Raw genomic sequence first — 25,996 nt, 5'->3', positions numbered from 1 at the left:
CTGACGCAGCCCGCCGACAGCACCTGTCGGCGGGCTGCGTGCTAGCGTCACGAATCGGGCAGGTCGTCGCCCACAAGGCGCAGTCGGGGAACCTTCGGGGACAAGGCCGACAACACGCGGGAAACGGGACGCGGCCAGAACAGAAGACGGGACAGTACGGGGAGTGCCTCACACGTGGCCACTGCGGAGCCGACACGCGCCGACGACGCCGATCCGGGACCGGGAGCCGGTCCGCGAATACGCGTGCCCGCGCCACGCTCGGGAGATGCACCGAGCCGCACGGAGGACAGACCGCCCTCGCGGCTGACCGGCGCCTTCCTCACCCTGCGTGAGCGCCTGCTGCGCCACCCGGTGCTGTCGATCACGACCCTGGCCGGACTCCTTCACATCCTCTGGTTCTTCACGTTCGCAAACAGCGGGGGCGACCTCGCGGCCCAGGACGCGTGGGCCGAGTTCGTCGGCCGGCATCCGGACTCGGCGTACAACCTCGCCTGGTACGGCGGGATGCACCCGGTGTCGTACAGCGTGGTGTCGCCGTATCTGATGTCGGTCCTCGGTGTCCGTACGACGATGATGATCGCGGGGACGATCTCCGCGGGCCTGCTGACGCTGGTCCTGCTGCGCAGCCGGTCGGTGCGCAATCCGCTGTGGGCCGCGTTCGCCGGAGTCCTCGGGCTGATCGCCAACGCGATCTCCGGGCGGGTGACGTTCGGCCTCGGCACGATGTTCGCGCTGGGCGCGGTCGCCGTCGTGTTCTGCTGGCCGCACCGCTGGCGCTACAAGCGCTGGGCGAAGGCGCTGGCCGCGGCGCCGCTGGCCGCGCTCGCGACCATGTCGTCACCGGTCGCGGGGCTGTTCGTGGGCTTTGTGGCGGTGGCGCTGTTCCTCCAGAAGCGGCGGCCGGGCGCCTGGGCGCTGGGGCTGGCGCCGGCGGCCGTCGTCGCGGTGTCGGCGTGGCTGTTCCCGTTCTCGGGCACCCAGCCGATGGTGATCGGCTCGGTGCTGTTGCCGCTGCTGTTCGCCGTCGCCACCTTCTTCCTCGTGCCCGAGGAGTGGAAGACCGTCCGGCTGGTGTCCGCGGTCTACGGTCTCGCGGTCGTGCTGGTCTGGGTGGTCAGCTCGCAGATCGGCTCCAACATCACGCGCCTGGCGATGCTGTTCGCCGGGACGGCGCTGGTGGCCGTGCTGCCCTACACGGTGCCGCGCTCACGCAAGTGGTACACGGCCGTGCTGGCCCTGCTCACCTTCGCCGGGTGGATCGGCTACAAGACGGTCGACGACATCATCCACGCCGCCCCCGCCGCGTCCTGGGCGCGCGAGCTGGCGCCGCTGGTCAACGAGCTCCAGGAGGTCGGCGCCGAGAAGGGCCGGGTGGAGGTCGTGCCGGCCCGCTCACATCGGGAGGCGTCGGCGCTGGCGCCGTATGTGAACCTGGCCCGGGGCTGGAACCGCCAGGCCGACATGGAACGCAACCCGCTCTTCTACGACGACACCCTCAACTCCGCGAACTACCGCGAGTGGCTCAAGCGCTGGGCCGTGCACTACGTGGTCCTGCCCAAGGACGAGCCGGACGCCTCGGGGGCGGAGCGTGAGCGGGAGCTGGTGCAGCGCGGCATGCCGTATCTGAAGCAGGTGTGGGGCGACGCCAACTGGCAGCTGTTCGAGGTGACCGCCCCGGCGCCGCTCGCCGAGCCGAACACCGTCGTGGAGCGGGCCGAGCAGGGCGAGATGACGATGCGGGTGAGCAAGCCGGGGCCCGTCCTCATCCGGATCCCCTACTCGCCCTGGCTGAGCCTCGTCGACGCCGACGGCAAGAAGCTCGACCCGCCGGAGGAGACGGAGGCGTCCAAGAACCGTCCCGAGGATCAGCCGAAGTCGTACGACAACGTCCACGGCTGTCTGATGGAGACGGAGGAGGACACGCTCGGCGACAAGTGGACGATGCTGCTCGCTCCGCGGGCGGGCGAGTACCGGCTCGCGGCGCCGTACGCGTTCTCGCGCGGGACGACGTGCCCGGAGGAGCTGCGCTGACCGGCCTGCGTTGACCGGCCCGCGTTGATCAGCGCAGGTCGGCCACGTACCGGTCGGTGCCGGGCACCGTGGGGATGAAGGGCGCGACGAGTTCCACGCGCCCCAGCCCCGCCTCCTCCACCACCGCGTCCAGGCCCGTGAAGTGGTCCTCCCAGCACTCCCTCGGGTCCGCCTCCAGGAACCACAGCAGGGTCAGGCGGGTGTCGACGCCCTCGACCTGCTTGACGTACGACATGCGGTCGAGCGGGAGAGGCGTGGGCCGGAAGATGGTCACCATCGCCGCCGGGGAGCCCGCCAGGCGCTTGGCAAGGTGGCGGGAGCGCAGCCACTCCAGCAGTTCGGTGCGCTGCTCCGGCGAGTCGGCGTCGATGACCTGCACCACCAGGCCCGCGTAGGGGTGGTCCAGGGCGTGGAAGTCGCGGGGGCCCGCCGCGCCGTCGCGGTACACCGTGGCCTCGTGGTCCTGGAACGCCGTGAAGACGTGGGTGCGGTCCTGGTAGACGCGGGCGTCGCGGTTGAGGCGCTTGTTGATGCCGACGGTCCAGCGCATGTGGTCGGCGTAGCGGCCCGCGGTGATCCAGTACGTGGAGATGTAGCAGCCGGCGCTGACCGGCTGGGCGATCGCCGACTTCTCCGGGTAGCGCAGGAGCTGGAGGTCCCTCGGCGCGACCCAGCGGCGGCCCGCGTACATCCAGGGCATCGCCATCGCGCCGGCGTAGTAGTGGTCGTCCTCGTACCAGCGGTTGTAGGCGTACTCGTGGCCCGGGTGCGGTTCGACCATGGTGATCAGGGCGTGGCCCGGGTGGACTCCGTACGGGCCGACGGCGGCCAGTTCGGCGTACGTCTCGCTGCGGGTGTCCTCGCTCATGCCGTTCCCTTCCTTCCGGTGGCTTCCGTTCCTTCCGGTGCCTTCCGTCCTCCCTCGGACGCCCATACTCTGACGCTCCGTCAGATAATCCGCCAGAGCCTGGGAGGCCTTGATGTCACTGCTCAACGGCAAGACCGTCGTCGTCTCGGGGGTCGGCGCCGGACTGGGTCACCAGATCGCCGCAGCTGTCGTACGGGACGGCGGGAACGCCGTGCTCGGGGCGCGCACCGAGGCGAACCTGGCGAAGAGCGCCGGCGAGATCGATCCCGACGGGGCGCACACGGCGTACCTGGCGACCGACATCACCGACGAGCGGCAGTGCGAGGCGCTGGCCGCGCTGGGGCGGGAGCGCTTCGGCGGGATCGACGGGGTGGTTCATGTGGCCGCCTGGGACTCCTACTTCGGCGGCCTTGAGGACGCCGACTTCGCCACCTGGCAGTCGGTCATCGACGTCAATCTGCTGGGCTCGCTGCGGATGACGCGGGCCTGCCTGCCGGCGCTGAAGGAGTGCGGCGGGTCGGTGGTGTTCATCGGGACGCAGTCCGCGGTCGCCGCCCCCTCGCAGGTGCGGCAGGCGGCGTACGCGGCCTCGAAGGGGGCGCTGACGAGCGCGATGTACTCGCTGGCACGGGAGCTGGGCCCGCACCGGATACGGGTGAACACCGTGCTGCCGGGCTGGATGTGGGGGCCGCCGGTCCAGGCCTACGTGCAGTTCACGGCGCACACGGAGGGGGTCGAGGAGTCCGAGGTGCTGGGGCGGCTGACCGAGCGGATGGCGCTGCCCGACCTCGCCACGGACGGGGATGTGGCGGACGCGGCGGTGTTCCTGGCCTCGGACAGGGCGCGGGCGATCACCGGACAGTCACTGCTGGTCAACGCCGGGGAGCTGATGCGATGAGTTCACATAGCTGAACCAGAACCAGCATGTCGAATGATTTTACCTTCCCTTGACCCGTCGCCAGCTTGTCGTGTTCACGCGGCAGCACCCACGATGAGCGCCGGGCTGAACCCTGGGAGGGCGCACATGAACGGTCTCGACTGGGCCGTGCTCATCGGCTATTTCGGCGTGATGGTGGCGATCGGCGTCTGGTCGCACAAGCGGGTGGACAACGTCAGCGACTTCTTCACCGCGGGCGGCAAGATGCCGTGGTGGCTGTCCGGGATCTCGCATCACATGTCCGGATACAGCGCGGTGATGTTCACCGGGTACGCGGGCATCGCCTACACCTACGGCGTCACGTCCTTCGTCACCTGGTCCTTCCCCATCGCGCTGGGTATCGCCATCGGGTCGAAGCTGTTCGCGCCGCGGATCAACCGGCTGCGGTCACGGCTGCACGTGGCCTCACCGCTGGAGTACCTGAAGAACCGCTACGACCTCAAGACGCAGCAGGCGCTGGCCTGGTCCGGCATGCTGCTGAAGATCGTGGACGTGGGCGCGAAGTGGGCCGCCATCGCGACCCTGTTGTCGGTGTTCACGGGTGTGTCCCTGAACCAGGGCATCCTCATCACCGGCACCATCACGGCCGTCTACTGCACCATCGGCGGCCTGTGGGCGGACGCGCTGACCGAACTCGGCCAGTTCATCATCCAGTTGCTGGCCGGCGTCGCGATGTTCATCGCGGTCATCATGGAACTGAACGACAAGGGCATCGGCTTCCTCGACGCCTGGGACCGGCCGGAGCTCCAGGGCCACGGGGAGCCGCTGGTCGGGCCGTACGGGACCGTCTTCCTGCTGGCGTTCCTCTTCATCAAGCTCTTCGAGTACAACGGCGGCATGCTCAACCAGGCCCAGCGGTACATGGCCACGGCCACCCCGCGGGAGGCCGAGCGCTCGGCGCGCCTGTCGGCGATCCTGTGGCTGGTCTGGCCGGTGGTCCTGTTCTTCCCGATGTGGATGTCGCCGCTGCTGGTCGAGTCGCAGAAGGCGGACGGTTCGGACTCGTACGGCCTGATGACCGAACAGCTGCTCCCGCACGGCCTGTTGGGCCTGGTGATCGTCGGGTTCTTCTCGCACACCATGGCCATGTGCTCCTCCGACGCCAACGCGATCGCGGCCGTGTTCACCCGGGACGTGGCGCCGGTGCTGTCGAAGCAGGCGCGGGCGTGGGGCGAGCGGTCCGGTCTGATCGCGGCCCGCGTGACCACGGTCGTCTTCCTCGGCCTGTCGATGGCGGTGGCGACCCAGGTCAACTCCCCCGCCTTCAAGGACATCATCACCGTCGTGATCAAGTGGGTCGCCGGTCTCATGGGCCCGATCGCCATCCCGATGATGCTGGGCCTGCTGCGCCAGTTCCGCCGCTCCGGCCCGACGGCGGCACTGACCAGCTGGTCGATGGGCCTGCTCGCCTTCTGGCTGGTCAACTACCCGATCAGCTGGCAGATCGAGGGCGGGGTGCCCCTCCAGTACCAGGTCTCCATCCCGCTGGCGGTGTCCCTGGTCCTGTACATCCTCATCGGCTTCATCAAGCCGGAGGACACCCCGGAGCGGATGGCGATCGTCGAGCGGATCAACACGGACGGGGACGGGGGCGCCGCGGCGGCGGTGCCGGCGCAGGCGGACGCGGACGCGGACGCGGATGCGAGGGAGGACGTGGTCCGCGCGAAGGACTGAGGACGGGGGACGGTTGGGGCAGGGCGGCCACTCGCACGGCGGGGGGCCGCCCTTGTCGTTGCCCTGGCGGTCGGGGTGACCGGAGGGGTCGAGCCGTTGCCGGAGTCGAGTCGGGGGCGGGCCGGAGATGCTCGGGATCGGGCCGGGGCGTGCCCCGGGCACGGGCCGGAGATCGTCAGGAACGGGCCGGGCACGGGCCGGAGATGGGCCGGGCACGGGCCGAAGGCGGACCGAAGATGGGCCGGGCACGGGCCGAAGGCGGACCGAAGATGGGCCGGGCACGGGCCGAAGGCGGACCGAAGATGGGCCGGGCACGGGCCGAAGGCGGACCGAAGATGGGCCGGGCACGGGCCGAAGGCGGACCGGAGATGGGCCGGGCACGGGCCCCGGGCACGAGCCGGGGTGGGCGGGCCAGAGGCGGGCGGGTGGGAGCGGGGTGGGTGCGGCCCGGTGGGCGTACGCCGTGGGGGGCTGCCTCTGGTTCCTCCCGCTTGCGCTCAGGCGCGCGGATACCTCGCCAGCCACCCCGGCGACGCTCCCGCCGGGCTGTGCAGTGCCGGGCCCTGGGTCATCTCCATGGCGAAGTCGTCGGCGAGTTCGAGGATGGTGGGGCGGCCCTCCAGTTCGGCGAGCCAGGCCGGGGGGAGGGCCGTCTCGCCGTGGAGGGCGCCGAGGAGGCCGCCGGTGAGGGCGGCCGCGGCGGCGGAGGGGCCGTCGTGGTTGACGGCGAGGCAGAGGCCGTGGCGGACGTCCTCGCCGACCAGGGCGCAGTACACGGCGGCCGCGAGCAGCCCGTCCGCCGAGCCGTCGGCCGCGAGTTCCTCCACCCGCGCCGGCGTGGGCATGCCCTGCCGTACGGCACCCAGCGCGTGCTGCAGCGCGTCCGACACGGGCTCGTGCCCGGGCCGCACGGCCAGCAGCGCCAGCGCCCGCTGCACGGCCCCGTCGAGGCTCTCCCCGGAGGCGAGCGCGTGCACGATCACCGCGTACGCGCCCGCCGAGAGGTAGGCGACGGGGTGGCCGTGGGTCTGCGCCGCGCACTCCACGGCGAGCTGCACGACGAGTTGCGGCTCCCAGCCGACGAGCAGCCCGAAGGGCGCCGAGCGGGCGGTGGCCTCGGGTCCGAGCTCGGTGGCGTTCTTGGGCGACTCCAGGGTGCCCATGGCCTCGTCACCGAGGCCGATCAGGAGCGCACGGGTGGGGTCGCGGCGGGCGTACAGCCACTCCTCGCGGGCCAGCCAGCCGTCGTCCTTGCGGCGCTCGTCGGGGCCCCAGTCGTGTTGCGTGGCGGCCCACCGCAGATACGCCCGGTGCAGATCGGTCGGCGGATGCCAGGCCCCGGTGTCCCGCCGGACCTGCGCCCTTATCAGCCCGTCCACGCTGAACAGCGTGAGCTGCGTGAGATGCGTCACGGCACCGCGCCGCCCGTACCCGAATCCCAGATCCAGGAGCCCCTCGGCGCCGTACTGCTCCCGGATCTCGTCCAGCCCCAGCCCGTCGACCGGCGCCCCGAGGGCATCCCCGACGGCCACGCCGAGCAGCGTGCCGCGCACCCGGCTGCGGAAGTCCTGCTGCTCGGTGCGGCCCCAGACGGCGCCGGCTATCGCACCCATCAGGACCTCCCCGTTGCAGCGACCGTGTGTACGACGGCTCGACACTGTAATCGACCGGGGACGGTCGGTTCAGGGGGCGGATCGGTTTGCGGAATGTGCCCGAGGTGGACCGGAGTGGTCCGGAGTGATCAGTTATGACCCGTACAGGGCTCACGTCCGACTCTCTACGCCGCCACACCCACCGGACGGCAGTCCCGGCAGCGGCCCGGGCCCGGTGAACGGAAGGCCCGGTCGCATCCCTCGCAGGTCTGGAGCGGGTCCGGGCGGACGGGGGCCGGGGCGTGTGCCGGGGCGGGGAGCGGTGGTGGCAGCAGCGCTCGGAGGCGGTGGGCGAGGAACGCCGCCGGGTTCAGGATCGGGTCCTTGGGCAGGGCGTTCGTCAGGGTGCGCTGCACGGCGGTGGGCGGGACGCCCCTGTCCAGCCAGGCGGAGACGGCCGGGGCCAGGCGGTGTACGTCACGTTCGGCCAGCAGCAGGCGGGGGTCGTGGGCGCGCAGTCCCGCGAGGACATCAATAGCGGCATCAAGGGCGGCATCGACGACGGCATCGGAAGCGGCACCGGGTGCGGAGGCCGACGCCTTCGAGCCGGGGGACGGCGGAGCCGGGCGGGGCGCGGCGGGCTTCATCGCGGCTCGGGCCGCGGCGACGCCCGGCCTGTTGTAGGAGATCGTCCGGGTCACGACTCGGCCCGATTGAAGACGCTCCTTGGTGCGCGCCAGGTATCCGTGTGCCTCCAGCTCCCGCAGGGCGGCGGCGACACGGATCTCCCCCTCGGGGAACTTCGCGGCCAGCGTCTTGATCCCGACCGGGGTCCGGGCGGGCAGCGACTGGATGTGGACCGCCAGCCCGATCGCCGTCAGGGACAGCTCGGGGTGCTGGGCGAGGTGGTTTCCGACCACGACGAACTGGTCGTGGTGGGGTTCGTTGACGTGCTCGACGCCTCCGGCGGAATGGCCGGACTTGGCGCGCGCGGGCGCGCTAGGCTGAATCTCAGCCATTGGGGAAGGTGCTTCTTCCTCGGTGTTAGGCCCTCGCATTGGGATGCCAGTCCCGGCGGGGGCCGATTCATGTGTGCGGTTGTCTCTGGGTGACGCTGCACCACCAAAGCCCCCGCGCGCCAGCCGAGTTGGCGATGTTCACCCCTGCGGGTGATCGACGGGGGCGGTGGGGGTGGGTTCGGTTCTTTCCCCGGTTCTTTGGTCTTTGCGTCGGGAGCCACCGGATCACGCCCCTCCGCGATCCGGTGTCACTTCGGCCCACACGGTCTTGCAGTTGGCCGGGGCCACCTCGACGCCCCAACGGTCCGCGTACGCCGCCACGATCAACAGCCCTCGCCCCGACTCCCTCTCGCCACCCGCCGCGTCCCGGACCTGCGGGATCCGGTCGCCCCGCGCGTCGGTCACCTCGATGCGGAGGGGGCCGTCGGTGTGCAGCTTCAGCCTGAGCCGGAAGTCCCGTCCCGGGACGCGGCCGTGGAGTACGGCGTTCGACGCCAGCTCGGCCACGACGTGCACCGCACCCTCGAACGGCATGCCCCAGTCGTCCATTTGGCGCTCGGTGAGCAGGCGCGCGAGTCGAGCACCTCTTCGAGTCGCGGACAGCTGAACCGTGAAGTGGTGCGTGGGGCAGGTGACTTGGGCGAGGGATTTCTGGCTCATGTCACCCAGCGTGGCGAACCGACTCCTACGCTGAACAGCAATGGCCTACGTACGGAGCGTGACTGTACGGATGGCCGACGGGATCGTACGGCTCGTACGTCGGGAGGGGAAGACGTGGAGGACGAGGAGGCCGAGGCCGTTCTCAGGACGGTCGGACGGCAGATCAGGATGTGGCGCGAGGCCGCCGGGATGACCCAGGCCGAACTGGGCGCCGCCATCGGGTACGGCGAGGAGATGGTCTCGTCGGTGGAGCGGGGGCGGCGGATTCCCAAGCCGGACTTCCTGGACAAGGCCGATGAGGTGCTGGGGGCGGGCGGGAAGCTCTCGGCGATGAAGGACGACGTGGAGAGGGCCCGGTATCCGAAGAAGGTTCGGGATCTGGCGAAGCTGGAGGACGAGGCGGTGGAACTGGGCGCCTACGCTGCCCTCCACGTCCATGGGCTGCTTCAGACCCCTGAGTACGCACGGGCGTTGTACGAGATGCGACGTCCCGCGTACACGGAGGAGGAAGTCGACCGTCTGGTCGCCGCACGCATGGCCAGGAAGGCCGTCTTCGAGCGGACGCCTCGTCCACAGATCACCTTTGTCCAGGAAGAGACGACGCTGCGGCGGCCCGTCGGGGGCAGAATGGTGTTGCGACGCCAGCTCGAACACCTGTTGGAGATCAGCGCGTTGAGGCACGTCGCGATTCAGATCATGCCCACGGACTGCGAGGACCACGCGGGCATGGGTGGCTCGCTTCAGCTGTTGAAACTCCGGGACGGAAAGGCACTGGGGCACTCCGAGGCGCAGCTGCACAGCCGCCTGATCAGTGATCCCCGGGAGGTTCAGATCCTGGAAATGCGCTATGGAATGATCCGGTCGCAGGCCCTGACGCCCCGAGAGTCACGGGCCTTCATCGAGAAAGCCCTGGGAGACGAGACATGACCCGCGCCCTGGAATGGTTCAAGAGCAGCTACAGCAGCAACGACGGACCGGAATGCGTCGAGGTCGCCATATCCCCCGCCAACACCGGCGTCCACGTCCGCGACTCAAAGGACAAGGACGGCGCACGGCTCGCATTCGACGCGAGTTCCTGGGCGGAGTTCATCGACGGCATGAGCACGATGCCGTGACCGACGAGTCTCAGGCACAGCGCGCCGCCGCCGTCTTCGACGCGCTGGGGATCGCTTACGAGAGGGCGTTCGCGGGCTCGGAGACGCACCGGGCGTCGCTGGCGTGGCTGGTCGGGCGGCTCGAACCGGGCAGCCGGGTGCTGGACGTCGGCAGCGGGACCGGGCGCCCGACGGCTGAGACGCTCGCTGCGGCGGGCCATGGCGTGTTGGGGATCGACGCGTCTCCCGTCATGGTGGACCTCGCCACCCGGCAGGTGCCCGACGCCGCCTTTCAGCACGCCGACATCCACCAAGTCCCGCTCCAGGACGGTGCGTTCGACGCGGTCTGCGTGTACTTCTCCCTGCTGCAGATGTCCCGTACCGCGCAGGAGACTCTCGTGCGGCGGCTGGCACGGGCGCTGAGAGCGGGAGGCAGCCTGGTGCTGGCGACCGTGCCGGCGGACGTGGAGGACGTCGAAGTCGTCTTCATGGGGCAGAAGGTGCGGGCGACCAGCTACGCGGCCGAGGACTTCACCGACATGGTCGCCGCGGCGGGACTGAAGGTGCTGTCCGCGGAGACCGTACTGTTCACGCCTGACCATCCCGATGCCGGGCACGAGCCTCATCTGTTCCTGCGCTGCGCGCGGGAGTAGCCGGTTCGGCCGCCATGTTACGGACCACGGCGGCCCGCTGATCGGCGGCCCAGGTGTACGACGGGTTGGCTGTCAGCACCCGGTCCAGATCGGCGAGGGCCTCCTCGTGGCGGCCCAGGTTCGCCAGCGAGGCGCCTCGGCTCGCGCGGGCGGAGTTGTAGTCGGGTTCCCGGGCGAGCGCGTGGTCGTAGTCGGCGAGGGCGTCCTCGTCGCGGCCGGCGGCGCGCAGGGCGTCACCGCGCGCGCAGCGGACCCAGGCCCAGTCGGGGTCGACGGCCACGGCCCGGTCGAGGTCGGCCAGTTGTCGTACGTGGTCGCCGAGGGCTCGGTGCACCCGGGCCCGGCGCATCAGGGCCCAGGAGTAGTCCGGCTTCAGCCGAACGGCCTCGTCAAGGTCGGCGAGCGCCTCGTCGAGACCTTCGCGACTGAGCCGGGTGGCACCGCGGGAGGCCAGGGCGAAGGCGTCGGCGGGGTTCAGTTCGAGGGCCCGGTCCAAGTCGCTGATCGCCTCGTCGTGGCGCCCCAGGACGCGGTGGTACTCGCCGCGCAGGGCGAGGCTGCGGGGGTCGTCGGGGGCAAGTTCGAGGGCCTGGTTCAGGAGGGCGACGGCCGCGCGCCGGTCGCCGGCGAGGTCGTGGGCGATGGCGCGGGCGCGGTAGGCGCGGGCCGCCACGGCGGGGTCCAGCGCGACCCGCCAGCCGGCATCGGCCGACGCGTCCTGCCAGGGGGTACCGGGCGAGGTCGTGGCCTGCGGCACGGTCCACGACAGCTGGGCGTGCTGATCCTGCGGCTCGGCCCACGTCGGCTGGGCACGCTGATCCTGCGGTACGGCCTGCGGCACCTCAGTGTGTTCACCCTGCGGCTCGGCCCGCGACGGCTCGGCGCGCTGGTCCTGCGATGCGGGCTGTTGCGTCTCACGTGACCGGGCGCCGGCCGACGTGCCCGGCCGGGTCGTCGCCGCACCGGACGCGGTGCCGGGCCTCCTGGCCGGCCGGTCGCTTGCGGCGCCCCCGGTACCGGACCCTGCGGCCTCCTCCCGCGAGGAACCCGCGGCGGCCGCTCCCGCCGCGCCCTGCCCGGCAGCCCCCGCGCCACCCCACCCGGCAACCCCCACAGCACCCCACCCGGCCGCCCCCGCACCCAGCCCGGTGGCAGCCGCAGCCGCCCCGCCGTACCCCGTGACGACCGTCGCCGCCGCCCCCGCGGGCACCGGCGTCCGCTCGAAGCCCGTCGCCCGTAGTACCAGTTCGAGGGCCGCGGGCGTCCCGCCGCTGCCGAGTGCCGCCGCGAGGCGCCGGCCCCACTGGGACACCGCCCGGGTCTCGGCGTCCGACCCGGCCTCCACCAGAACCCAGGCCCATCGCTCTGCGACGGACTCACCCTGCTCGCAGGCGTCGACGACATCCCCGAGGACGCTCGTCAGCGCCGCCCGCTCACCGGCGCACAGCAAGTGGTACAGCTCCGCCAGCCGAAGTTCCCGCCATGCCTCGTCCGTCCACAGTTCCTCGGCGTCCCGTCCGGCTTCCGCCTCGGCCCGCCACTCCCGGAACACGGCGGCGAGCGCCTGCTGCCGGGCCGCCCAGGTCCGGGGCGCCTCCTGCCGCTGCAACCGCAGCATCGGCGCCCGTACGACGTCGTGGTACCGGACCCGGCCGCCCCGCTCGCTGACGAACGGCAGGCCACGCAACCACGCGTACAGCCCGTCCAGTTCCGCGTCGGAGTCGCCCACGACCGCCCGGAACACATCCGCGTCCAGCCGCCGCGGCAGCGCGCATGCCAGCGCGACCGACCGCTGGACCGCGTCCTCCGCCCGCTTCAGGAACCATTCGACGGCCGTGGCGCTGGGGTCCCGCACGTCGGCCGGATCGGTGGGGCGGCTCTCCGCGAGGGTCGACACGAGCACGGGCAGGCCACCGGTCAGGCGCAGCACCTCCCCCACCACGGGTTCGGCGACCACTCCCCTGCCCGCGAGCAGGTCCCGTGTCTCCGCCTCGGTGAACGGCAGGAGCGGCACGTCGGTCATGAAGTCGCCGAAGCCGCCCCAGCGGGTGGCGTCGAAGGGGAGTTGGCCTGCCGTCACCACGACGACCGTGGCCGGGAGCGGGCCGTACAGGTCCGAGGTCATCACGGCGTGCAGCCACGCGTCGAGGAACCGGCCGGTGCGCTCGTAGGTGTCGAAGAACAGGACGATCCACGGCACGGCGGAGGCAGCCTGGGAGAGCTCCTCCAGCAGCACCGGAGTGAGCACGCTCTCGGGGGCGAGTACGAGCCGGGCGTCCTCGTGGGTGCGGAAGCGCGCGCCGAGACCGGACCGCAACCGGTCGGCGCCCTGGGCGAGTTGTGCGGCGTCGACGGCCCCGGCGAAGGCGCCGACACCGGGCACCATGCCCAGTCCCACCAGCCCGGCCCGCGCCACCGCCATGCTGCCCACGGTGGGTCCCGGCGGCTCGGGCGGCGGCGCGGTGATCGCCGCCAGCTCCGCCTCGTGCCTGCGCTCCCGATGCGCGGCCAGCAGCCGGTCCAGGTCCTTCAACCGCCTGCCCTGCGCGGCGAACTGCCGGCTCATCGCCTCCAGCGTCTCCGGCACGCTTCCTGCCGTGTCGTCCATGAACGCGGTCAAGGCGCCGCGCTCCCGGGCGACTTGCTCCAGTTCGCGGAGCAGGAAGGACTTGCCGACACCCGCGTTTCCGTGCACGTGGAAGAGGAACCGGTGCCGCTCGTCCTCCGGTGGGATGTCCAAGTTGGCCCGGAAGGCAGCGCGTTCGGCGCTCCGGCCGACGAATCCGGCACGACTGCGCCGGCCGATCAGCTCCTGCATCGACGGCCGCGCCTGTCCCACTCGTGGATCCTCCCGCTCGGCTGCCCTACGCCATCATTCTGGCTCAATGCCTATGGAGCACAGCGCCTCCACAGGGAAGATGACCATCATGTCAACAACACCCCCCCGCAGCGCACTTCACCTCGCGGCCACCCTCCTCACCGCGACCGTCGCCCTCTACACGGCGCTCGTCGCCTTCGGGAACATCACCGACTTCGGGACGAACCAGCAGTTCGTGCGGCACGTCCTGGCGATGGATACGACGTTCAAGGACGAGGACCTGATGTGGAGAGCCATCACCAGCAAGGGGCTTCAGGACGCGGCGTACGTCGCGATCATCGTCTGGGAGACCCTCGCCGCGCTCGTCCTCATATACGGCACCTGGCTGTGGTTCCGCCGCGACGACCTGAGTGCCCGGCGCTTCTCCACCTACGGCCTGCTGATGCTGATGCTGCTGTTCGGCGGCGGGTTCATCGCGATCGGCGGGGAGTGGTTCTCGATGTGGCAGTCCGGTGACTGGAACGGGCTCGACGCGGCGACACGGGTGTTCCTGCTGAGCGGGGCCGTGCTGCTGGTGGTCAACCTGCCGTCCGGCAAGGAGAAGTCCGCTACCTGACCACGACCACCGTCGTGCCCGTCTCCCCGAACGTCCACAACGCCGCCCCGTCCGCCGCGCGCATCCGGACCCCGCCGGTCTGCTTGCCCGCGGCGGGCGGGGGCGAGGAGCCGTCGACGGCGTTGGAGAAGGCGATGGAGATGCCGGACTTCGCGGTGAAGTAGATGATGTTCTCGATCTGGACGCCGTCCGAGCCCGTGGTGGCCTCGTTGCGCGAGGACACCGTGTAGCTGCCGGGGTCCGGGTTCACGGTGCCCGGCCAGACGGTGAAGGTACGGCGGCTCGTGTCGCTCGCGTCGACCAGCCAGACCCGCTTCTGGGCGAGGGAGTAGACGACCCGGCGCCCGCTGCCCGAGTCGTCCGGGACGGCGGCCGGCACGGCGGACTTCGTCGGGGCGGGGCTCGCCCCCGGCGACGCCGACGCGCTCGGGCGGGACGCCGAGGCCGTCGGGTGCGGCCCCTTGTCGGCCTGCATGGCGAGGGCTGTGACGGCGGCTATCGCGCCCACCGTCAAACCGGTCACCCAGACCTTGGGAGTCACGGGCACGCATCTCCTCGGCTACGGAAAGCTATGGAACCCCTCCAGCGGGGGTCGGATCATCGTACCGACCCCCGCGACACGGTCCTGTGCCGTCTCCGTCTCAGTCCAGCACCGGCAGCAGCTCCGGCAGGTGGCCGTCCGAGGCCGCCGCCGCCCGCTGCCGTTCCTCCGACACCTCGCCGTACAGCGTGGTGCGGGGCCTCGCCGGGCGCCCGGCCGCATCGGCGACCGCGACCAGGTCGCGTACCGACTTGTACGAGCCGTACGACGACCCCGCCATCCGCGAGATCGTCTCCTCCATCAGCGTGCCGCCCAGGTCGTTCGCGCCGGAGCGGAGCATCTCCGCGGCGCCCTCGGTGCCCAGCTTCACCCAGCTGGTCTGGATGTTGGGGATCCAGGGGTGGAGCAGGAGGCGGGCCATAGCCGTCACCGCCCGGTTGTCCCGCATCGACGGGCCGGGCCGCGCGATCCCCGCCAGGTACACCGGCGCGTTGGTGTGGATGAACGGGAGCGTCACGAACTCGGTGAAGCCGCCCGTGCGTTGCTGGATGCCGGCCAGGGTGCGCAGGTGGCCGAGCCAGTGGCGGGGCTGGTCGACGTGGCCGTACATCATCGTGGACGAGGACCGGATGCCGAGTTCGTGCGCCGTGGTGATCACCTCGATCCACGTCGCCGCCGGCAGCTTGCCCTTGGTCAGGATCCAGCGGACCTCGTCGTCGAGGATCTCGGCGGCGGTGCCGGGGACGGAGTCAAGGCCGGCTTCCTTGGCCGCCGTCAGCCACTCCCGGATGGACATGCCGGTGCGGGTGGCGCCGTTCACGACCTCCATGGGCGAGAAGGCGTGCACATGCATGCCGGGGACCCGCTCCTTCACCGCCTTCGCGATGTCGAAGTACGCCGTCCCGGGCAGGTCCGGGTGGATGCCGCCCTGCATGCAGACCTCCACCGCGCCGACCTCCCAGGCCTGCTGGGCGCGGTCGGCGACCTGGTCCAGGGACAGGGTGTAGGCGTCGGCGTCCGTCCTGCGCTGGGCGAAGGCGCAGAAGCGGCAGCCGGTGTAGCAGACGTTGGTGAAGTTGATGTTCCTGGTCACGATGTACGTGACGTCGTCGCCGACCACCGATTTACGGACGTCGTCGGCGACCTCGCACAACGCGTCCAGCGCCGGGCCGTCCGCGTGCAGCAGCGCCAGCGCCTCCTCGTCGGTCAGCCGGGTCGGGTCGTCGGCCGCGGTCGCAAGGGCCTGGCGCACGTCCGTGTCGATGCGCTCCGGCGCCATCCCGGGCGCCGCCGCCTCGCGCAGGGCGCCCCAGTCGCCGTACACCTCGTCGAAGTCGTCGCGGCGGTCGGACGTACGGCCCTCGGTGTCGATCGTGGAGTGCAGATCCGTACGGCCGGAGGCGACGAAGACCTCCTCCGGCTCCTGCCACGGGTGCCCCTCGACCACGGCGTCCGCACGCGCCAGGCCCGTCTCCGGGTCGGCGAGTGCCCGTACGTGCGGGCGCAGCCGCGGGTCCAGCCAGGGCTCGCCGCGCTGGACGAACTCCGGGTAGACGCAGAGGCGTTCACGCAGTTCGAAGCCGGCCGCCGCCGAACGCTCGGCCAGCTCCTCGATCTGCGGCCAGGGGCGCTCGGGGTTGACGTGGTCGATCGTGAGCGGCGAGACGCCGCCCCAGTCGTCGATGCCGGCGTGGATGAGGCGCTCGTACTCGGAGTCCACCAGGTTGGGCGGGGCCTGGAGGCAGGCGCTCGGGCCCATGATGTGCCGGGCGACGGCGACCGTGGCGACCAGTTCGTCGAGTTCCGCGTCCGGCATGCCGCGCATCGCGGTGTCCGGCTTGGCGCGGAAGTTCTGGATGATCAGTTCCTGGATGCCGTGGTAGGCCCGGGAGACCTTCCTGAGCGCGAAGAGGGACTCGGCCCGCTCCTCGTACGACTCGCCGATCCCGATCAGGATCCCGGAGGTGAAGGGGACGGAGGAACGGCCGGCGTCCTCCAGGACGCGCAGCCGGACGGCCGGCTCCTTGTCCGGGGAGCCGTGGTGCGGGCCGCCGGGCTCGGACCACAGGCGGGTCGCCGTCGTCTCCAGCATCATGCCCATGGACGGGGCGACCGGCTTCAGACGCTGGAAGTCGGTCCAGGTCATGACGCCGGGGTTGAGGTGCGGGAGCAGGCCCGTCTCCTCCAGGATGCGGATGGAGATGGCGCGGACGTAGGCGATGGTGTCGTCGTAGCCGTGCGCGTCGAGCCACTCGCGGGCCTCGGGCCAGCGGTCCTCGGGCTTGTCGCCGAGGGTGATGAGGGCTTCCTTGCAGCCGAGGGCCGCGCCCTTGCGGGCGATGTCGAGGACCTCGTCCGGCGACATGAACATCCCGTGCCCGGCGCGGCGCAGCTTGCCGGGGACGGTGACGAAGGTGCAGTAGTGGCATTTGTCCCGGCACAGCCGGGTGAGGGGGATGAAGACGCTCTTCGAGTACGTGATGACACCGGCCCGGCCCGCCGCGTCAAGGCCGGCGTCCCGCACCCGGCCGGCGGACGCGACGAGGTCGTCGAGGGCCTCGCCGCGGGCCTGGAGCAGTACGGCCGCCTCGGAGACGTCGAGGGCGACGCCGTCACGGGCGCGTTTGAGGGCGCGACGCATGGAGTTCTCGGTCGGGCCGGTTCCGCCGGGGCGGTCGGTGGGGCCGGTTCCGGAGGTCTCGGGAGTCGTCATCCTTCGAGCATACGGTCGGGCTCCGCCAGTTCAGCGGGGCCGGGGTTGGTTCTGGGGAGCCGCGGTACGTTGCCGGGTGCGGGCCGGTCGTGGCTGGTCGCGCCCACGCGGCGGAGCCGCATATCCGCACAGCCCCGCGCCCCTGGGTCAGCTGCCCGCCCAGTCGGCTACGAGTACTCGGCATACTCGTCCAACGCCCGCAGAACGTCCGTCTCCGTCGCCGGAGGCAGCTGCACCACGACCTCCTCGATGCCGAGTTCCGCGTAGTGCGCGAGCTTGCCCGGGGTGGGGAACACGGCATACGGCACCACCTGGAGGGCGTTCGGATCGCGGCCGGCGTCGGCCCAGACCGCTCGCAGTCGGGGTAGAGATTCGGACAGTCCGCGGCCACCGATCGGCAGCCACCCGTCGGCGTACTCGCTGATGTGCGCGAACAGCTTCGGGCCGGCCGCTCCGCCGATGAGCGTGCGGGGGCCGTTGACCTTGGGGCCGCGCGGCTTCTGCACGGGCTTGGGGTAGGCGTAGCTGGCGCGCACGGACTCGAACTCGCCTTCGTGGGCGGTCGGTTCATCCGCCCACAGGGCGCGCATCAGTGCCATACGGTCGCGAACCAGCTCGCGCCGGGTCCGCCACTCCACCCCGTGGTCGGCGGCCTCCTCCACGTTCCAGCCGAAGCCGAGGCCGAGCGTGAAGCGTCCGCCGGACAGGTGGTCCAGGGTCGCGATCTGCTTGGCCAGATCGATCGGGTCGTGCTGCGCGACCAGCGTGATGCCGGTGCCGAGGCCCAGCCGCTCGGTGACGGCGGCGGCCTGGCCGAGGGCGACGAAGGGGTCGAGGGTGCGGCCGTACTCGGGCGGCAGGTCGCCGCCGGCCGGGTACGGGGTGGTCCGCTCCACCGGGATGTGGGTGTGCTCGGGCAGGTACAGCCCCGCGAACCCGCGCTGCTCCAGCTCACGCGCGAGCCGGGTCGGGGTGATGGTCTCGTCGGTGAGGAAGATCGTGACGGAGATGCGCATGCCTGCATCTGTACCGTGCGGACGCCGCAATGTCCATACCGACCGGTATGGACATATGGATCTCCCATCGGCACCCCCGCGAAGCTTGGAAAGCTTCCGATTGGCTGCCGATTCCCTTCCCTTGCACGGCAGTTCACGGCTGAATACCAGAGTTGCACGCACCACCCTGCACCACCCATGCCAAGTCCTTCACGACGACCTGGGGAGCAGCAGCATGTGCGAGGACGACTACACCGGCGCCGGCCTGGGAAGACGCGCGCTGTTCGTGACGGGCGCCGCCGCCGCGCTTACGTTGGGAAGCGTGACCTTCGCCAGAGGTGCCGACGACACCCAGGACGCAGAGACCCGTACCGTGCGGGGCACCCTGCCGCCCGGGTCCCCCGACTTCGTGTACCTGCCGGTCGAAGTGCCGTCCGGGGTACGGGAGATCAAGGTCTCCTACACCTATGAGAAGCCGTCCGTCCCGGCGGGCACCCCGGGCAACGCCCTCGACATCGGCATCTTCGACTGGCGCGGCACCGAGCTCGGCGGCCGAGGCTTCAGGGGCTGGTCGGGCGGGGCGCGCACGGAGTTCTTCATCCGGGCGGACGAGGCGACGCCGGGGTACATCCCGGGGCCGGTCCGGGAGGGCACCTGGCACATCGCCCTCGGCCCGTACATGGTGGCGCCGCAGGGGCTGCCGTACGAGGTCACCATCACGCTCGCCTACGGCGAGCCGGCCGAGTCCGTCGAGCCGACGTACCCGCCGGAGCGGGCGAAGGGGCGGGGGCGCGCCTGGTACCGGGGCGACTGCCATCTGCACTCGTGGTTCTCCGACGGCCGCCGTACGCCCGCCGAGATCGCGGCCCTCGCGCGTGCGGCAGGGCTGGACTTCATCAACAGCTCCGAGCACAACACGCACTCGGCGCACGCGCACTGGGCCGACGCGGCCGGCGACGACCTCCTGATCATGCTGGGCGAGGAGGTCACGACCCGCAACGGCCACGTCGTGGCGCTCGGCATCGACCCCGGCACCTTCATCGACTGGCGCTACCGGGCCCGGGACAACCGGTTCGGCAAGTTCGCCCGCCGGATCCGCAGGTCCGGCGGCCTCGTGGTCCCCGCCCACCCGCACGCCACCTGCGTCGGCTGCAACTGGAAGTTCGGCTTCGGCGAGGCGGACGCGATCGAGGTCTGGAACGGGCCGTGGACCCCGGACGACGAGATGGCCCTGGCGGACTGGGACAGCACGCTGGTCGCGTCCGTGCGCTCGGGTTCCGACGCGTGGATCCCGGCGATGGGCAACAGCGACGCCCACCGCGATCCGGACCCGGTCGGCACGCCCCAGACGGTCGTGCTGGCCGACGACCTGACGCGGGAGGCGATCCAGGAGGGCATCAAGGCGGGGCGGTCGTACATCGCCGAGTCGAAGAACGTCTCGCTGACCTTCGGCGTGTCCGGCGGCAAGGGCGAGCACGCCGGCATCGGAGAGCGGCTGGAGGTCCCCCGCAGCACGCCGGTGACCGTCCGTCTGGAGGCCACGGGCGCCCCGCGCTGCACGGTCCGCTTCGTCACCGACCAGGGCGTCCTGTTCACGAGCCCCCCGCTGCCGGTCGCCGGCTCAGGCGTCGTGGAATGGCGCACGACCCCCGCGTACGCGGCCTACGTCCGGGCGGAACTCCGCCACGAGACGGCGGTGGGCCCACTGCCGGGCGCGCTGGCGGCGGCCACGAATCCGATCTTCCTCGGGCGTTCGTAGCGACCGGCGCTGCGCGGCACCGCGGTGTGGCACGACCGGAAGCGGGGGTGGCTTGCAGAGCCCGCCCCCGCCGACGCGCTCAGGTCAGTCCGGGCGGAGGACGTCCATGATCAGTCGAACCAGACCACGAGTCGCACGTGCTCCGGGCCATGCAGCTCGGAAAGCGTCCTCATCACGTGCCAGACCGGGGCCCAGTGGGTTCCCTCCCCGGCGACGGCGCTTCGACTGAGCTTGCCGGAACGGTCGGTCTCGTCCCAGTCGGCGGCTGCCAACTCGGCCCAGCTGATCCACGTCGTTCCCTGCGCGTCCTGTGGTCCACCCCAGGAGTCGTACGCGTCCCGCAGTCCGTCCGAGGCGTCTTCCGGCAGGCCACGGTCCTCGGTCAGCGGCTGGAACCCGAAGGAGTTGCGGACGCCGAACAGGCAGGCAAAGGCGTCATAGGCATTGCCGGTGTTGAGGAGGAAGAGGTCAATGGCGGCGTGCCAGACCGCGTCCTCGTCGTCCTCGTCAAAGATCCGGGCCAGAGGTCTGCACTCAATCATTCCGCTCACGTCGGTGGACATTCCGGCAGTCTGCCGAGCGCGGAGCCCGCTCGTCGCCCGGATTTCGATGCATCAGGGCGTCGTCGAGGCCTCCAGATCGGCGACCACCGCCGCATGGTCGGATGGCCAGATGCCGTCGACCGGGCCGTCGCACGCGCGGTGTACGGAGCGGACGTGGCCGAGTCCGCCGGTGCCCGGCGGCCCAACGTGGATGTAGTCGATCCGCACGCTCGGCTCCCGGCTGTCGGCGACGTACGGGTTCGAGCGGTCCCAGGTGGCCCAGGGGGCGTCCGGGGCGGCGTACTGCCAGGCGTCGAAGAAGACCTGGCGGGGTACGACCGGCGCGGTCCGGTAGCCGCCGAAGAGGCGGATCTCGTCGGAGTCGGGCCAGGCGTTGAAGTCGCCGGTGACGACCGTCGGAAAGGGCGTGTCACCCCGGTTCTCGGCGACGAACTCGGCGAGCGCGGCAACCTGTCCGCAGCGTACGGCCGAGGCGTGCAGGGCGGAGGTGAGGTGGGTGGTGCAGAAGGGGATGTCGTACGAGGGGGTGGCGAGGCGGGTGAACAGGGCGAGGCGGCCGTCGTCGACGTCCGCGGGCGCCGGCAGTCGCAGGGTCCGCCGGTCGACGACCGGCCAGCGGCTCAGCACGGCGTTCCCGATGTCGACCGTGTCGTCGCCGATCCGCCGGCGCCAGCGCTCGGGGGCGGGGGACGGGGCCCAGGCCCAGTGCATGCCGAGTTCGGCGGCCAGCCACTCGGCCTGGTTCTCGCCGCCGTCCGCCCACACCTCCTGCAGGCCGACCACGTCGGGGCGCAGATCGCGCAGTTCGGCGAGAATCGCCTTCTGCCGGGCCTCCCACGGCCCGAAGCGCCACCACAGGTTCCAGGTCACCACCCGCATGGGCCACCGTCTCTCATAGACGAACCGTTCGAGGCTCCACCATTCGTTCGATCCCCCCCGTGAGAGACATTGAAGAGCATCAGCACCGCCACGCGTCAGGAGAACGGCACACCATGTCCAGCCCCGCAGAGACCAAATACCGGAACGTCAGGGCCTTCCAGCGGCGGCTCAACGCCGTGATGCGCCGCCTGCCGACCCAGACCCTGCTGGAGACCACGGGCCGCACCTCCGGCCTGCCCCGCCGCACCCCGGTCGGCGGACGCAGGGTCGGGGACTCGTTCTGGCTGGTGTCGGAGTTCGGGGAGCGGTCGCAGTACGTGCGCAACATCAAGGCCGACGCGCGGGTTCGGGTCCGGATCAGGGGGCGGTGGCACACGGGCACGGCGCACCTGCTGCCCGACGACGACCCGATCGCCCGCCTGCGCGGCCTGCCCCGGGTCAACAGCGCCGGGGTGCGGGCGTTCGGGGCGGATCTGCTGACGGTGCGGGTGGACCTCACCGGCTGACGCGTACGGCGCCGGTCAGGCCGACGCCCGTTCGCACAGCTCCGTCACCAGCCGTACGACGTCCCGCGGCGCCCGCAGCGTGGGGAAGTGGTCGCAGTCCGGGTGCCGGACCAGCCGGCAGCCGGGGATACGGGCGGCCATCGCCTCGTTGCAGCGGATCACCTCGGGCTGGTCCCGCTCGCCGAGCAGGAGCGTGCAGGGCAGGTCGAGTTCGCCCAGCCGGTCGAAGGCCCGCCCGCCCTCGGTCTCGTGGCCGTAGGTCGTGAACCACGCCGGAATCGCCGCCCGCAGCAGGTGCTCCGCCTCGGTGTCGGGGTCGGGGCCCGCCGCGCCCCAGAGCCGCAGCGCGAACGCGACCAGGCCGTCCGTGTCACCGGCCGTCGCCAGCCGCCCGATCTCCTCGGTCACCTTCGCCGACTCCAGGCCGTCGTAGCCGTTGACGCCGGGAACCAGCAGGCCGAGGGCCGCCATCCGGCCCGGGTCGCTCAAGGCCAGGTCGATGGCCGTCCTGCCGCCCATGCTGGAGCCGACCAGGACCACCCGGGTCAGTTCGAAGTGATCCAGGACGCTCCTGAGGTCGTCGAGCTGGGTGTAGGAGACGGTCGGCGCCGGCGACCGGCCGAAGCCGCGGGCGTCGTACCGGATCACCCGAAGACGTCCGGCCGCCAGGCCGGGCAGTACGGGATCCCACAGCCGGGAATCGCCGATCCCCGAGTGCAGCAGCACCACGGGCGGTCCGGCCGCGGCCCCGCCGTCCGCGGCAGCGTCGTCGACCCAGACCTCGCCGCCCTTGACCTGCACCATGTGTCCCATACGGCAGACTCTGCCCGGTACACGGCTCCGGTGACAGCCTGCGTCCGGTCAATCCCCGCGGCTCACCCCGGCCACACGATCGCCTGCACCTCGCTGTAGGCGTGAAGCGCGTACGAGCCGACGTCCCGCCCGACCCCGCTCTTCTTGAACCCGCCGAACGGCGCCTCCATGTTGCGCCCGACGGTGTTGACGCCGACCCCGCCGGCCCGCAGGCGGCGGGCCACCCGGAAGGCGCGGGCCACGTCGCCGGACCAGACGTAGTCGATGAGGCCGTAGTCGCTGTCGTTGGCCAGGGCCACGCCCTCGTCCTCGTCATCGAAGGGGATGACGACGACCACCGGGCCGAAGATCTCCTCGCGGGCCACCCGCATGTCGTTGGTGCAGTCGGCGAGCAGGGTCGGCGCGACGTAGAAGCCGGTGTCCAGGCAGGGCCGTTCACCTCCGGCGACGACCACCGCGCCTTCCTTGCGGCCGAGTTCGACGTACGACTCCACGCGGTCCCGGTGGGCCGCCGAGATCAGCGGGCCGACCACCGTGTCCCGCTCCCGGGGGTCGCCGACCTTGAGGTGCCCCGCGTAGACGGCCAGTTGCTCGACCAGCCGGTCGTACACGCCCCGCTGGGCCAGCACCCGCGTCGGCGCCGTGCAGATCTGCCCGCTGTAGAAGGAGAACGTCGTCCCGATCCCGGCCACGGCGGACCCCAGGTCCGCGTCGTCGAGGACGACCGCCGCGCCTTTCCCTCCCAGCTCCATCAACTGGCGTTTCATGTCCCGCCCGCAGACCTCGGCGATGCGCTGCCCGACCGCCGTGGAGCCGGTGAAGCTCACCATGTCGACGTCCGGGGAGGAGACGGCCGCCTCGCCGACCTCCACGGAACGCCCGGAGACCACGTTCACCACACCCGGGGGCGCCCCCGCCGCCTCCAGCGCCTCCGCCATCCGGTAGACGGACAGCGGATCCTGCGGGGCGGGCTTCACGACCACCGTGTTGCCCATGGCCAGCGCGGGCGCGATCTTGCCCGCCGGGTTGGCCCACGGGTTGTTGTACGAGGTGATGCAGGTGACGACTCCGACGGGCTGGCGGACGGCCAGCGCACCCATCACACCGGCCTTCCCTATCGGCCCCGCCTCGTTGATCTGCGGCGGGATCGCCCACTCGGCGGGCTCCACTTGCGCGTAGCGCCGGAACCGGGCCGCCCCGACGCCCACCTGCATGCCCCGGGCCGTCCCGGTGGTCGCCCCGGTCTCGGCCTGCGCCAGTTCGGCGTACGGCACCAGGTGGCCGCGGATGATGTCCGCCGCCCGCCCCAGCACGGCCGCCCGCTCCTCCGGCGACGTACGCGACCACGGCCCGAAGGCCTCGCGGGCCGCGGCACAGGCCGCGTGCACCTGATCCCGCGAGGCCTCCGGAGCCCACCCGACGGTCTCCTCGCTCGCCGGATCGACGACGGCGTAGTACCCGCCGTCCGGCTCCGCCCACGAGCCCCCGACGAACAACCGCTGCCGGTCGACGGCCTTGAAGCTCACCGGGTGGCCACCGTCCTGGTGTCCCGCCCCGAGCGCAGCACGCGCCCCGGCACGGCCCCGGTCACCACGTCGTCGCGGATCGCCTCGACGCCGTTGACCCAGACCGCCCGCACGCCGACCGCCCTGGAGTCCAGCCGCGGGCTGTCACCCGGCAGGTCGTGCACCAGGGTGGCCTTGCCGGCGTCGATCCGCTCCGGGTCGAAGAGGACCAGGTCCGCATGGAAGCCCTCCTCGACGCGTCCCCGGTCACGGAGGCCGAAGAGCCGGGCGGGATCGTCGGTGAGCATCTTCACCGCCTGCTCCAGGCCGACCAGTTTCCGCCCGCGCAGACAGTCCCCGAGGAACCGGGTCGTGTACGGCGCCCCGCACATCCGGTCCAGATGCGCCCCGGCGTCCGAGCCGCCCAGCATGACGTCCTCGTGCCGCCAGGTCTCGGCGCGCAGCGCCCAGGAGTCGGGGTCGTTGTCGGTGGGCATCGGCCACAGGACGGTACGCAGATCGTCCGCCGCGCAGATCTCGACCAGGCACTCGAAGGGTTCCTGCCCGCGTTCGGCCGCGATGTCCCGCACCACCCGTCCGGTCAGCCCGCGGTTCGCCTCGCTGTAGGTGTCCCCGATGACATAGCGCCCGAAGTGGGTGAGCCGCCGGAAGACTCCCGCCTCCTTGGAATGGGCGCGCAGCAGCAGCTCGGTGCGGATGTCCGGGTCACGGAGCTTGGCGATCCTCTCCTTGACGGGCAATCCCAGGACCGGCCCCCACCCGGGGATCAGATTCAGGGCGCAGAAGGTGCCCAGCGACATGTTCATCGGCGTGAGGATCGGCATGGTCAGCGCCACGATCCGGCCACCGGCCTTGCGGGCACGCTCACTCGCCTCCAGCTGCCTGGGCACCCGCTCGGGAACCGCGGCGTCGATCGTGAGCACGTTCCAGTTCAGGGGGCGGCCCGCGGCGGCGGTCATCTCCACGAAGAGATCGATCTCGTCGTCGCTGAACTGGTCCAGACAGCCCGCAACGATGGCCTCGATCTGCGTGCCCTCGTACTCCCCTACGGCCCGCGAGAGGGCCAGGAGCTCGGCCGGCTCGGCATGCCGGGAGGCCACCGGCTTCCCGTCGCCGTCGGAGTGCGAGGTCGACTGGGTGGTGGACAGCCCCCAGGCCCCCGCCTCCATCGCCTCCCGCAACAGCCCCACCATCGCGTCGAGCTGCTCCGCCGAGGGCTGCCCGCCCACCGCGTCCGGCCCCATGACGTACCGGCGCAGCGCGCAGTGCCCCACCATGAACCCCGCGTTGACGGCGATCCGCCCCTCCAGGGCGTCCAGATACTCCCCGAAGCTGCTCCAGCTCCAGGGCGCCCCTTCCTCCAGCGCCACCAGCGACATGCCCTCGACCTTGGACATCATCCGCCGCGTGTAGTCGGCATCCTCGGGCCGCGCAGGATTGAGAGGCGCCAGCGTGAACCCACAGTTCCCGCCGGCGACCGTGGTCACCCCGTGGTTCAGGGACGGGGTGGCATAGGGATCCCAGAAGAGCTGGGCGTCGTAGTGGGTGTGGGGATCGACGAACCCGGGGGCGAGGATCAGCCCGGCGGCGTCCTCGCTGGTACGGGATTCCTCGGTGATCGTGCCGATGACGGCGATACGGCCATCGCGCACACCCACGTCGGCGGTGCAGGCGGGCGCGCCCGTCCCGTCGACGACGGTCGCGCCTTTGATGACGTGATCGAGCATGACGGTTCCTCC

General features: G+C 71.5%; 22 protein-coding genes. 9 read left to right on the top strand and 13 right to left on the bottom strand.

The window, feature by feature from the left end; all coding sequences use genetic code 11:
• Positions 1 to 174: 174 nt before the first annotated feature.
• The gene (locus OG331_RS28550; RefSeq protein ID WP_406201306.1) at positions 175 to 2,031 is read left to right on the top strand and encodes an MFS transporter; all 1,857 of its coding nucleotides are present in this window, start codon (positions 175 to 177) and stop codon (positions 2,029 to 2,031) included.
• Between the two features lie 28 nt (positions 2,032 to 2,059).
• Here OG331_RS28550 and OG331_RS28545 read toward each other — a convergent pair whose 3' ends face one another.
• Entirely contained in the window at positions 2,060 to 2,899 is an 840-nt protein-coding gene (locus tag OG331_RS28545) for a hypothetical protein (protein WP_406201303.1), read from the bottom strand.
• A 112-nt stretch (positions 2,900 to 3,011) separates the two neighbouring features.
• Between OG331_RS28545 and OG331_RS28540 the strand changes: the two genes are divergently transcribed.
• Both OG331_RS28540 and OG331_RS28535 read left to right on the top strand, forming a co-directional pair.
• Positions 3,012 to 3,797 carry an SDR family oxidoreductase gene (locus tag OG331_RS28540; RefSeq protein ID WP_406201301.1) on the top strand — a complete coding sequence of 262 codons (786 nt, stop codon included), beginning with the start codon at positions 3,012 to 3,014 and terminating at the stop codon, positions 3,795 to 3,797.
• A 126-nt stretch (positions 3,798 to 3,923) separates the two neighbouring features.
• Complete coding sequence (locus OG331_RS28535; protein ID WP_406201299.1) at positions 3,924 to 5,510, top strand: sodium:solute symporter family protein; 1,587 nt, start codon at positions 3,924 to 3,926, stop codon at positions 5,508 to 5,510.
• A 497-nt stretch (positions 5,511 to 6,007) separates the two neighbouring features.
• On the opposite strand, the gene OG331_RS28530 is transcribed toward OG331_RS28535, so the two are convergent.
• The 3 genes from OG331_RS28530 to OG331_RS28520 form a co-directional block, all read right to left on the bottom strand.
• Positions 6,008 to 7,123: an ADP-ribosylglycohydrolase family protein gene (locus OG331_RS28530; RefSeq protein WP_406201296.1), complete on the bottom strand. Its 1,116-nt coding sequence runs from the start codon at positions 7,121 to 7,123 to the stop codon at positions 6,008 to 6,010.
• Between the two features lie 164 nt (positions 7,124 to 7,287).
• Positions 7,288 to 8,121: a helix-turn-helix domain-containing protein gene (locus OG331_RS28525; protein ID WP_406201294.1), complete on the bottom strand. Its 834-nt coding sequence runs from the start codon at positions 8,119 to 8,121 to the stop codon at positions 7,288 to 7,290.
• Positions 8,122 to 8,346: 225 nt separating this feature from the next.
• Positions 8,347 to 8,781 (bottom strand): ATP-binding protein, encoded by a 435-nt coding sequence (locus OG331_RS28520; RefSeq protein ID WP_406201292.1) that lies wholly within the window; start codon positions 8,779 to 8,781, stop codon positions 8,347 to 8,349.
• Positions 8,782 to 8,895: 114 nt separating this feature from the next.
• On the opposite strand from OG331_RS28520, the gene OG331_RS28515 reads away from it, so the two are divergent.
• From OG331_RS28515 to OG331_RS28505, 3 genes are read left to right on the top strand one after another with little or no spacing between them, the layout of a single operon-like run.
• Complete coding sequence (locus OG331_RS28515; RefSeq protein WP_406201289.1) at positions 8,896 to 9,708, top strand: Scr1 family TA system antitoxin-like transcriptional regulator; 813 nt, start codon at positions 8,896 to 8,898, stop codon at positions 9,706 to 9,708.
• Positions 9,705 to 9,896, top strand: coding sequence for a DUF397 domain-containing protein (locus OG331_RS28510; protein ID WP_406201286.1), 192 nt, complete (start codon positions 9,705 to 9,707; stop codon positions 9,894 to 9,896). The genes OG331_RS28515 and OG331_RS28510 overlap by 4 nt, the downstream gene beginning before the upstream one ends.
• Entirely contained in the window at positions 9,893 to 10,528 is a 636-nt protein-coding gene (locus OG331_RS28505; RefSeq protein WP_406201284.1) for a class I SAM-dependent methyltransferase, read from the top strand. The genes OG331_RS28510 and OG331_RS28505 overlap by 4 nt, the downstream gene beginning before the upstream one ends.
• On the opposite strand, the gene OG331_RS28500 is transcribed toward OG331_RS28505, so the two are convergent.
• Positions 10,464 to 13,367, bottom strand: a complete 2,904-nt coding sequence (locus tag OG331_RS28500) for a tetratricopeptide repeat protein (protein WP_406201282.1) — start codon at positions 13,365 to 13,367, stop codon at positions 10,464 to 10,466. The genes OG331_RS28505 and OG331_RS28500 overlap by 65 nt on opposite strands.
• Before the next feature lie 88 nt (positions 13,368 to 13,455).
• Between OG331_RS28500 and OG331_RS28495 the strand changes: the two genes are divergently transcribed.
• Positions 13,456 to 13,962, top strand: a complete 507-nt coding sequence (locus OG331_RS28495) for a DUF2165 domain-containing protein (protein WP_406201280.1) — start codon at positions 13,456 to 13,458, stop codon at positions 13,960 to 13,962.
• Here the strand turns inward: OG331_RS28495 and OG331_RS28490 are convergent.
• From OG331_RS28490 to OG331_RS28480, 3 genes are all read right to left on the bottom strand, one after another.
• Entirely contained in the window at positions 13,955 to 14,509 is a 555-nt protein-coding gene (locus tag OG331_RS28490) for a hypothetical protein (RefSeq protein ID WP_406201278.1), read from the bottom strand. The genes OG331_RS28495 and OG331_RS28490 overlap by 8 nt on opposite strands.
• Before the next feature lie 94 nt (positions 14,510 to 14,603).
• Positions 14,604 to 17,216, bottom strand: a complete 2,613-nt coding sequence (locus OG331_RS28485; RefSeq protein ID WP_406201277.1) for a bifunctional FO biosynthesis protein CofGH — start codon at positions 17,214 to 17,216, stop codon at positions 14,604 to 14,606.
• A gap of 167 nt (positions 17,217 to 17,383) precedes the next feature.
• Positions 17,384 to 18,232 (bottom strand): LLM class F420-dependent oxidoreductase, encoded by an 849-nt coding sequence (locus OG331_RS28480; RefSeq protein WP_406201275.1) that lies wholly within the window; start codon positions 18,230 to 18,232, stop codon positions 17,384 to 17,386.
• 214 nt (positions 18,233 to 18,446) lie between these two features.
• On the opposite strand from OG331_RS28480, the gene OG331_RS28475 reads away from it, so the two are divergent.
• A complete protein-coding gene (locus OG331_RS28475) occupies positions 18,447 to 19,970 on the top strand; it encodes a CehA/McbA family metallohydrolase (RefSeq protein ID WP_406201272.1) in 1,524 nt (507 codons plus the stop codon).
• A gap of 110 nt (positions 19,971 to 20,080) precedes the next feature.
• Here OG331_RS28475 and OG331_RS28470 read toward each other — a convergent pair whose 3' ends face one another.
• Both OG331_RS28470 and OG331_RS28465 read right to left on the bottom strand, forming a co-directional pair.
• Positions 20,081 to 20,533: a hypothetical protein gene (locus OG331_RS28470; protein WP_384188128.1), complete on the bottom strand. Its 453-nt coding sequence runs from the start codon at positions 20,531 to 20,533 to the stop codon at positions 20,081 to 20,083.
• Positions 20,534 to 20,584: 51 nt separating this feature from the next.
• Positions 20,585 to 21,412, bottom strand: a complete 828-nt coding sequence (locus tag OG331_RS28465; RefSeq protein ID WP_406201268.1) for an endonuclease/exonuclease/phosphatase family protein — start codon at positions 21,410 to 21,412, stop codon at positions 20,585 to 20,587.
• Between the two features lie 113 nt (positions 21,413 to 21,525).
• Between OG331_RS28465 and OG331_RS28460 the strand changes: the two genes are divergently transcribed.
• Complete coding sequence (locus tag OG331_RS28460; protein WP_406201265.1) at positions 21,526 to 21,918, top strand: nitroreductase/quinone reductase family protein; 393 nt, start codon at positions 21,526 to 21,528, stop codon at positions 21,916 to 21,918.
• 15 nt (positions 21,919 to 21,933) lie between these two features.
• On the opposite strand, the gene OG331_RS28455 is transcribed toward OG331_RS28460, so the two are convergent.
• The 3 genes from OG331_RS28455 to OG331_RS28445 form a co-directional block, all read right to left on the bottom strand.
• Positions 21,934 to 22,731, bottom strand: a complete 798-nt coding sequence (locus OG331_RS28455; RefSeq protein WP_406201262.1) for an alpha/beta fold hydrolase — start codon at positions 22,729 to 22,731, stop codon at positions 21,934 to 21,936.
• Positions 22,732 to 22,793: 62 nt separating this feature from the next.
• On the bottom strand, positions 22,794 to 24,257 hold the full coding sequence (locus OG331_RS28450) for an aldehyde dehydrogenase family protein (protein WP_406201259.1): 1,464 nt from the start codon (positions 24,255 to 24,257) through the stop codon (positions 22,794 to 22,796).
• A complete protein-coding gene (locus OG331_RS28445) occupies positions 24,254 to 25,984 on the bottom strand; it encodes an amidohydrolase family protein (RefSeq protein WP_406201257.1) in 1,731 nt (576 codons plus the stop codon). The genes OG331_RS28450 and OG331_RS28445 overlap by 4 nt, the downstream gene beginning before the upstream one ends.
• Positions 25,985 to 25,996: the final 12 nt, after the last annotated feature.

It is taken from the genome of Streptomyces sp. NBC_01017 (genome assembly GCF_045162795.1).
Classification (GTDB): domain Bacteria; phylum Actinomycetota; class Actinomycetes; order Streptomycetales; family Streptomycetaceae; genus Streptomyces; species Streptomyces machairae.
The sequence above is the reverse complement of the archived record's forward strand: the minus strand, read 5'-3'. Positions and strand labels throughout refer to the sequence as shown.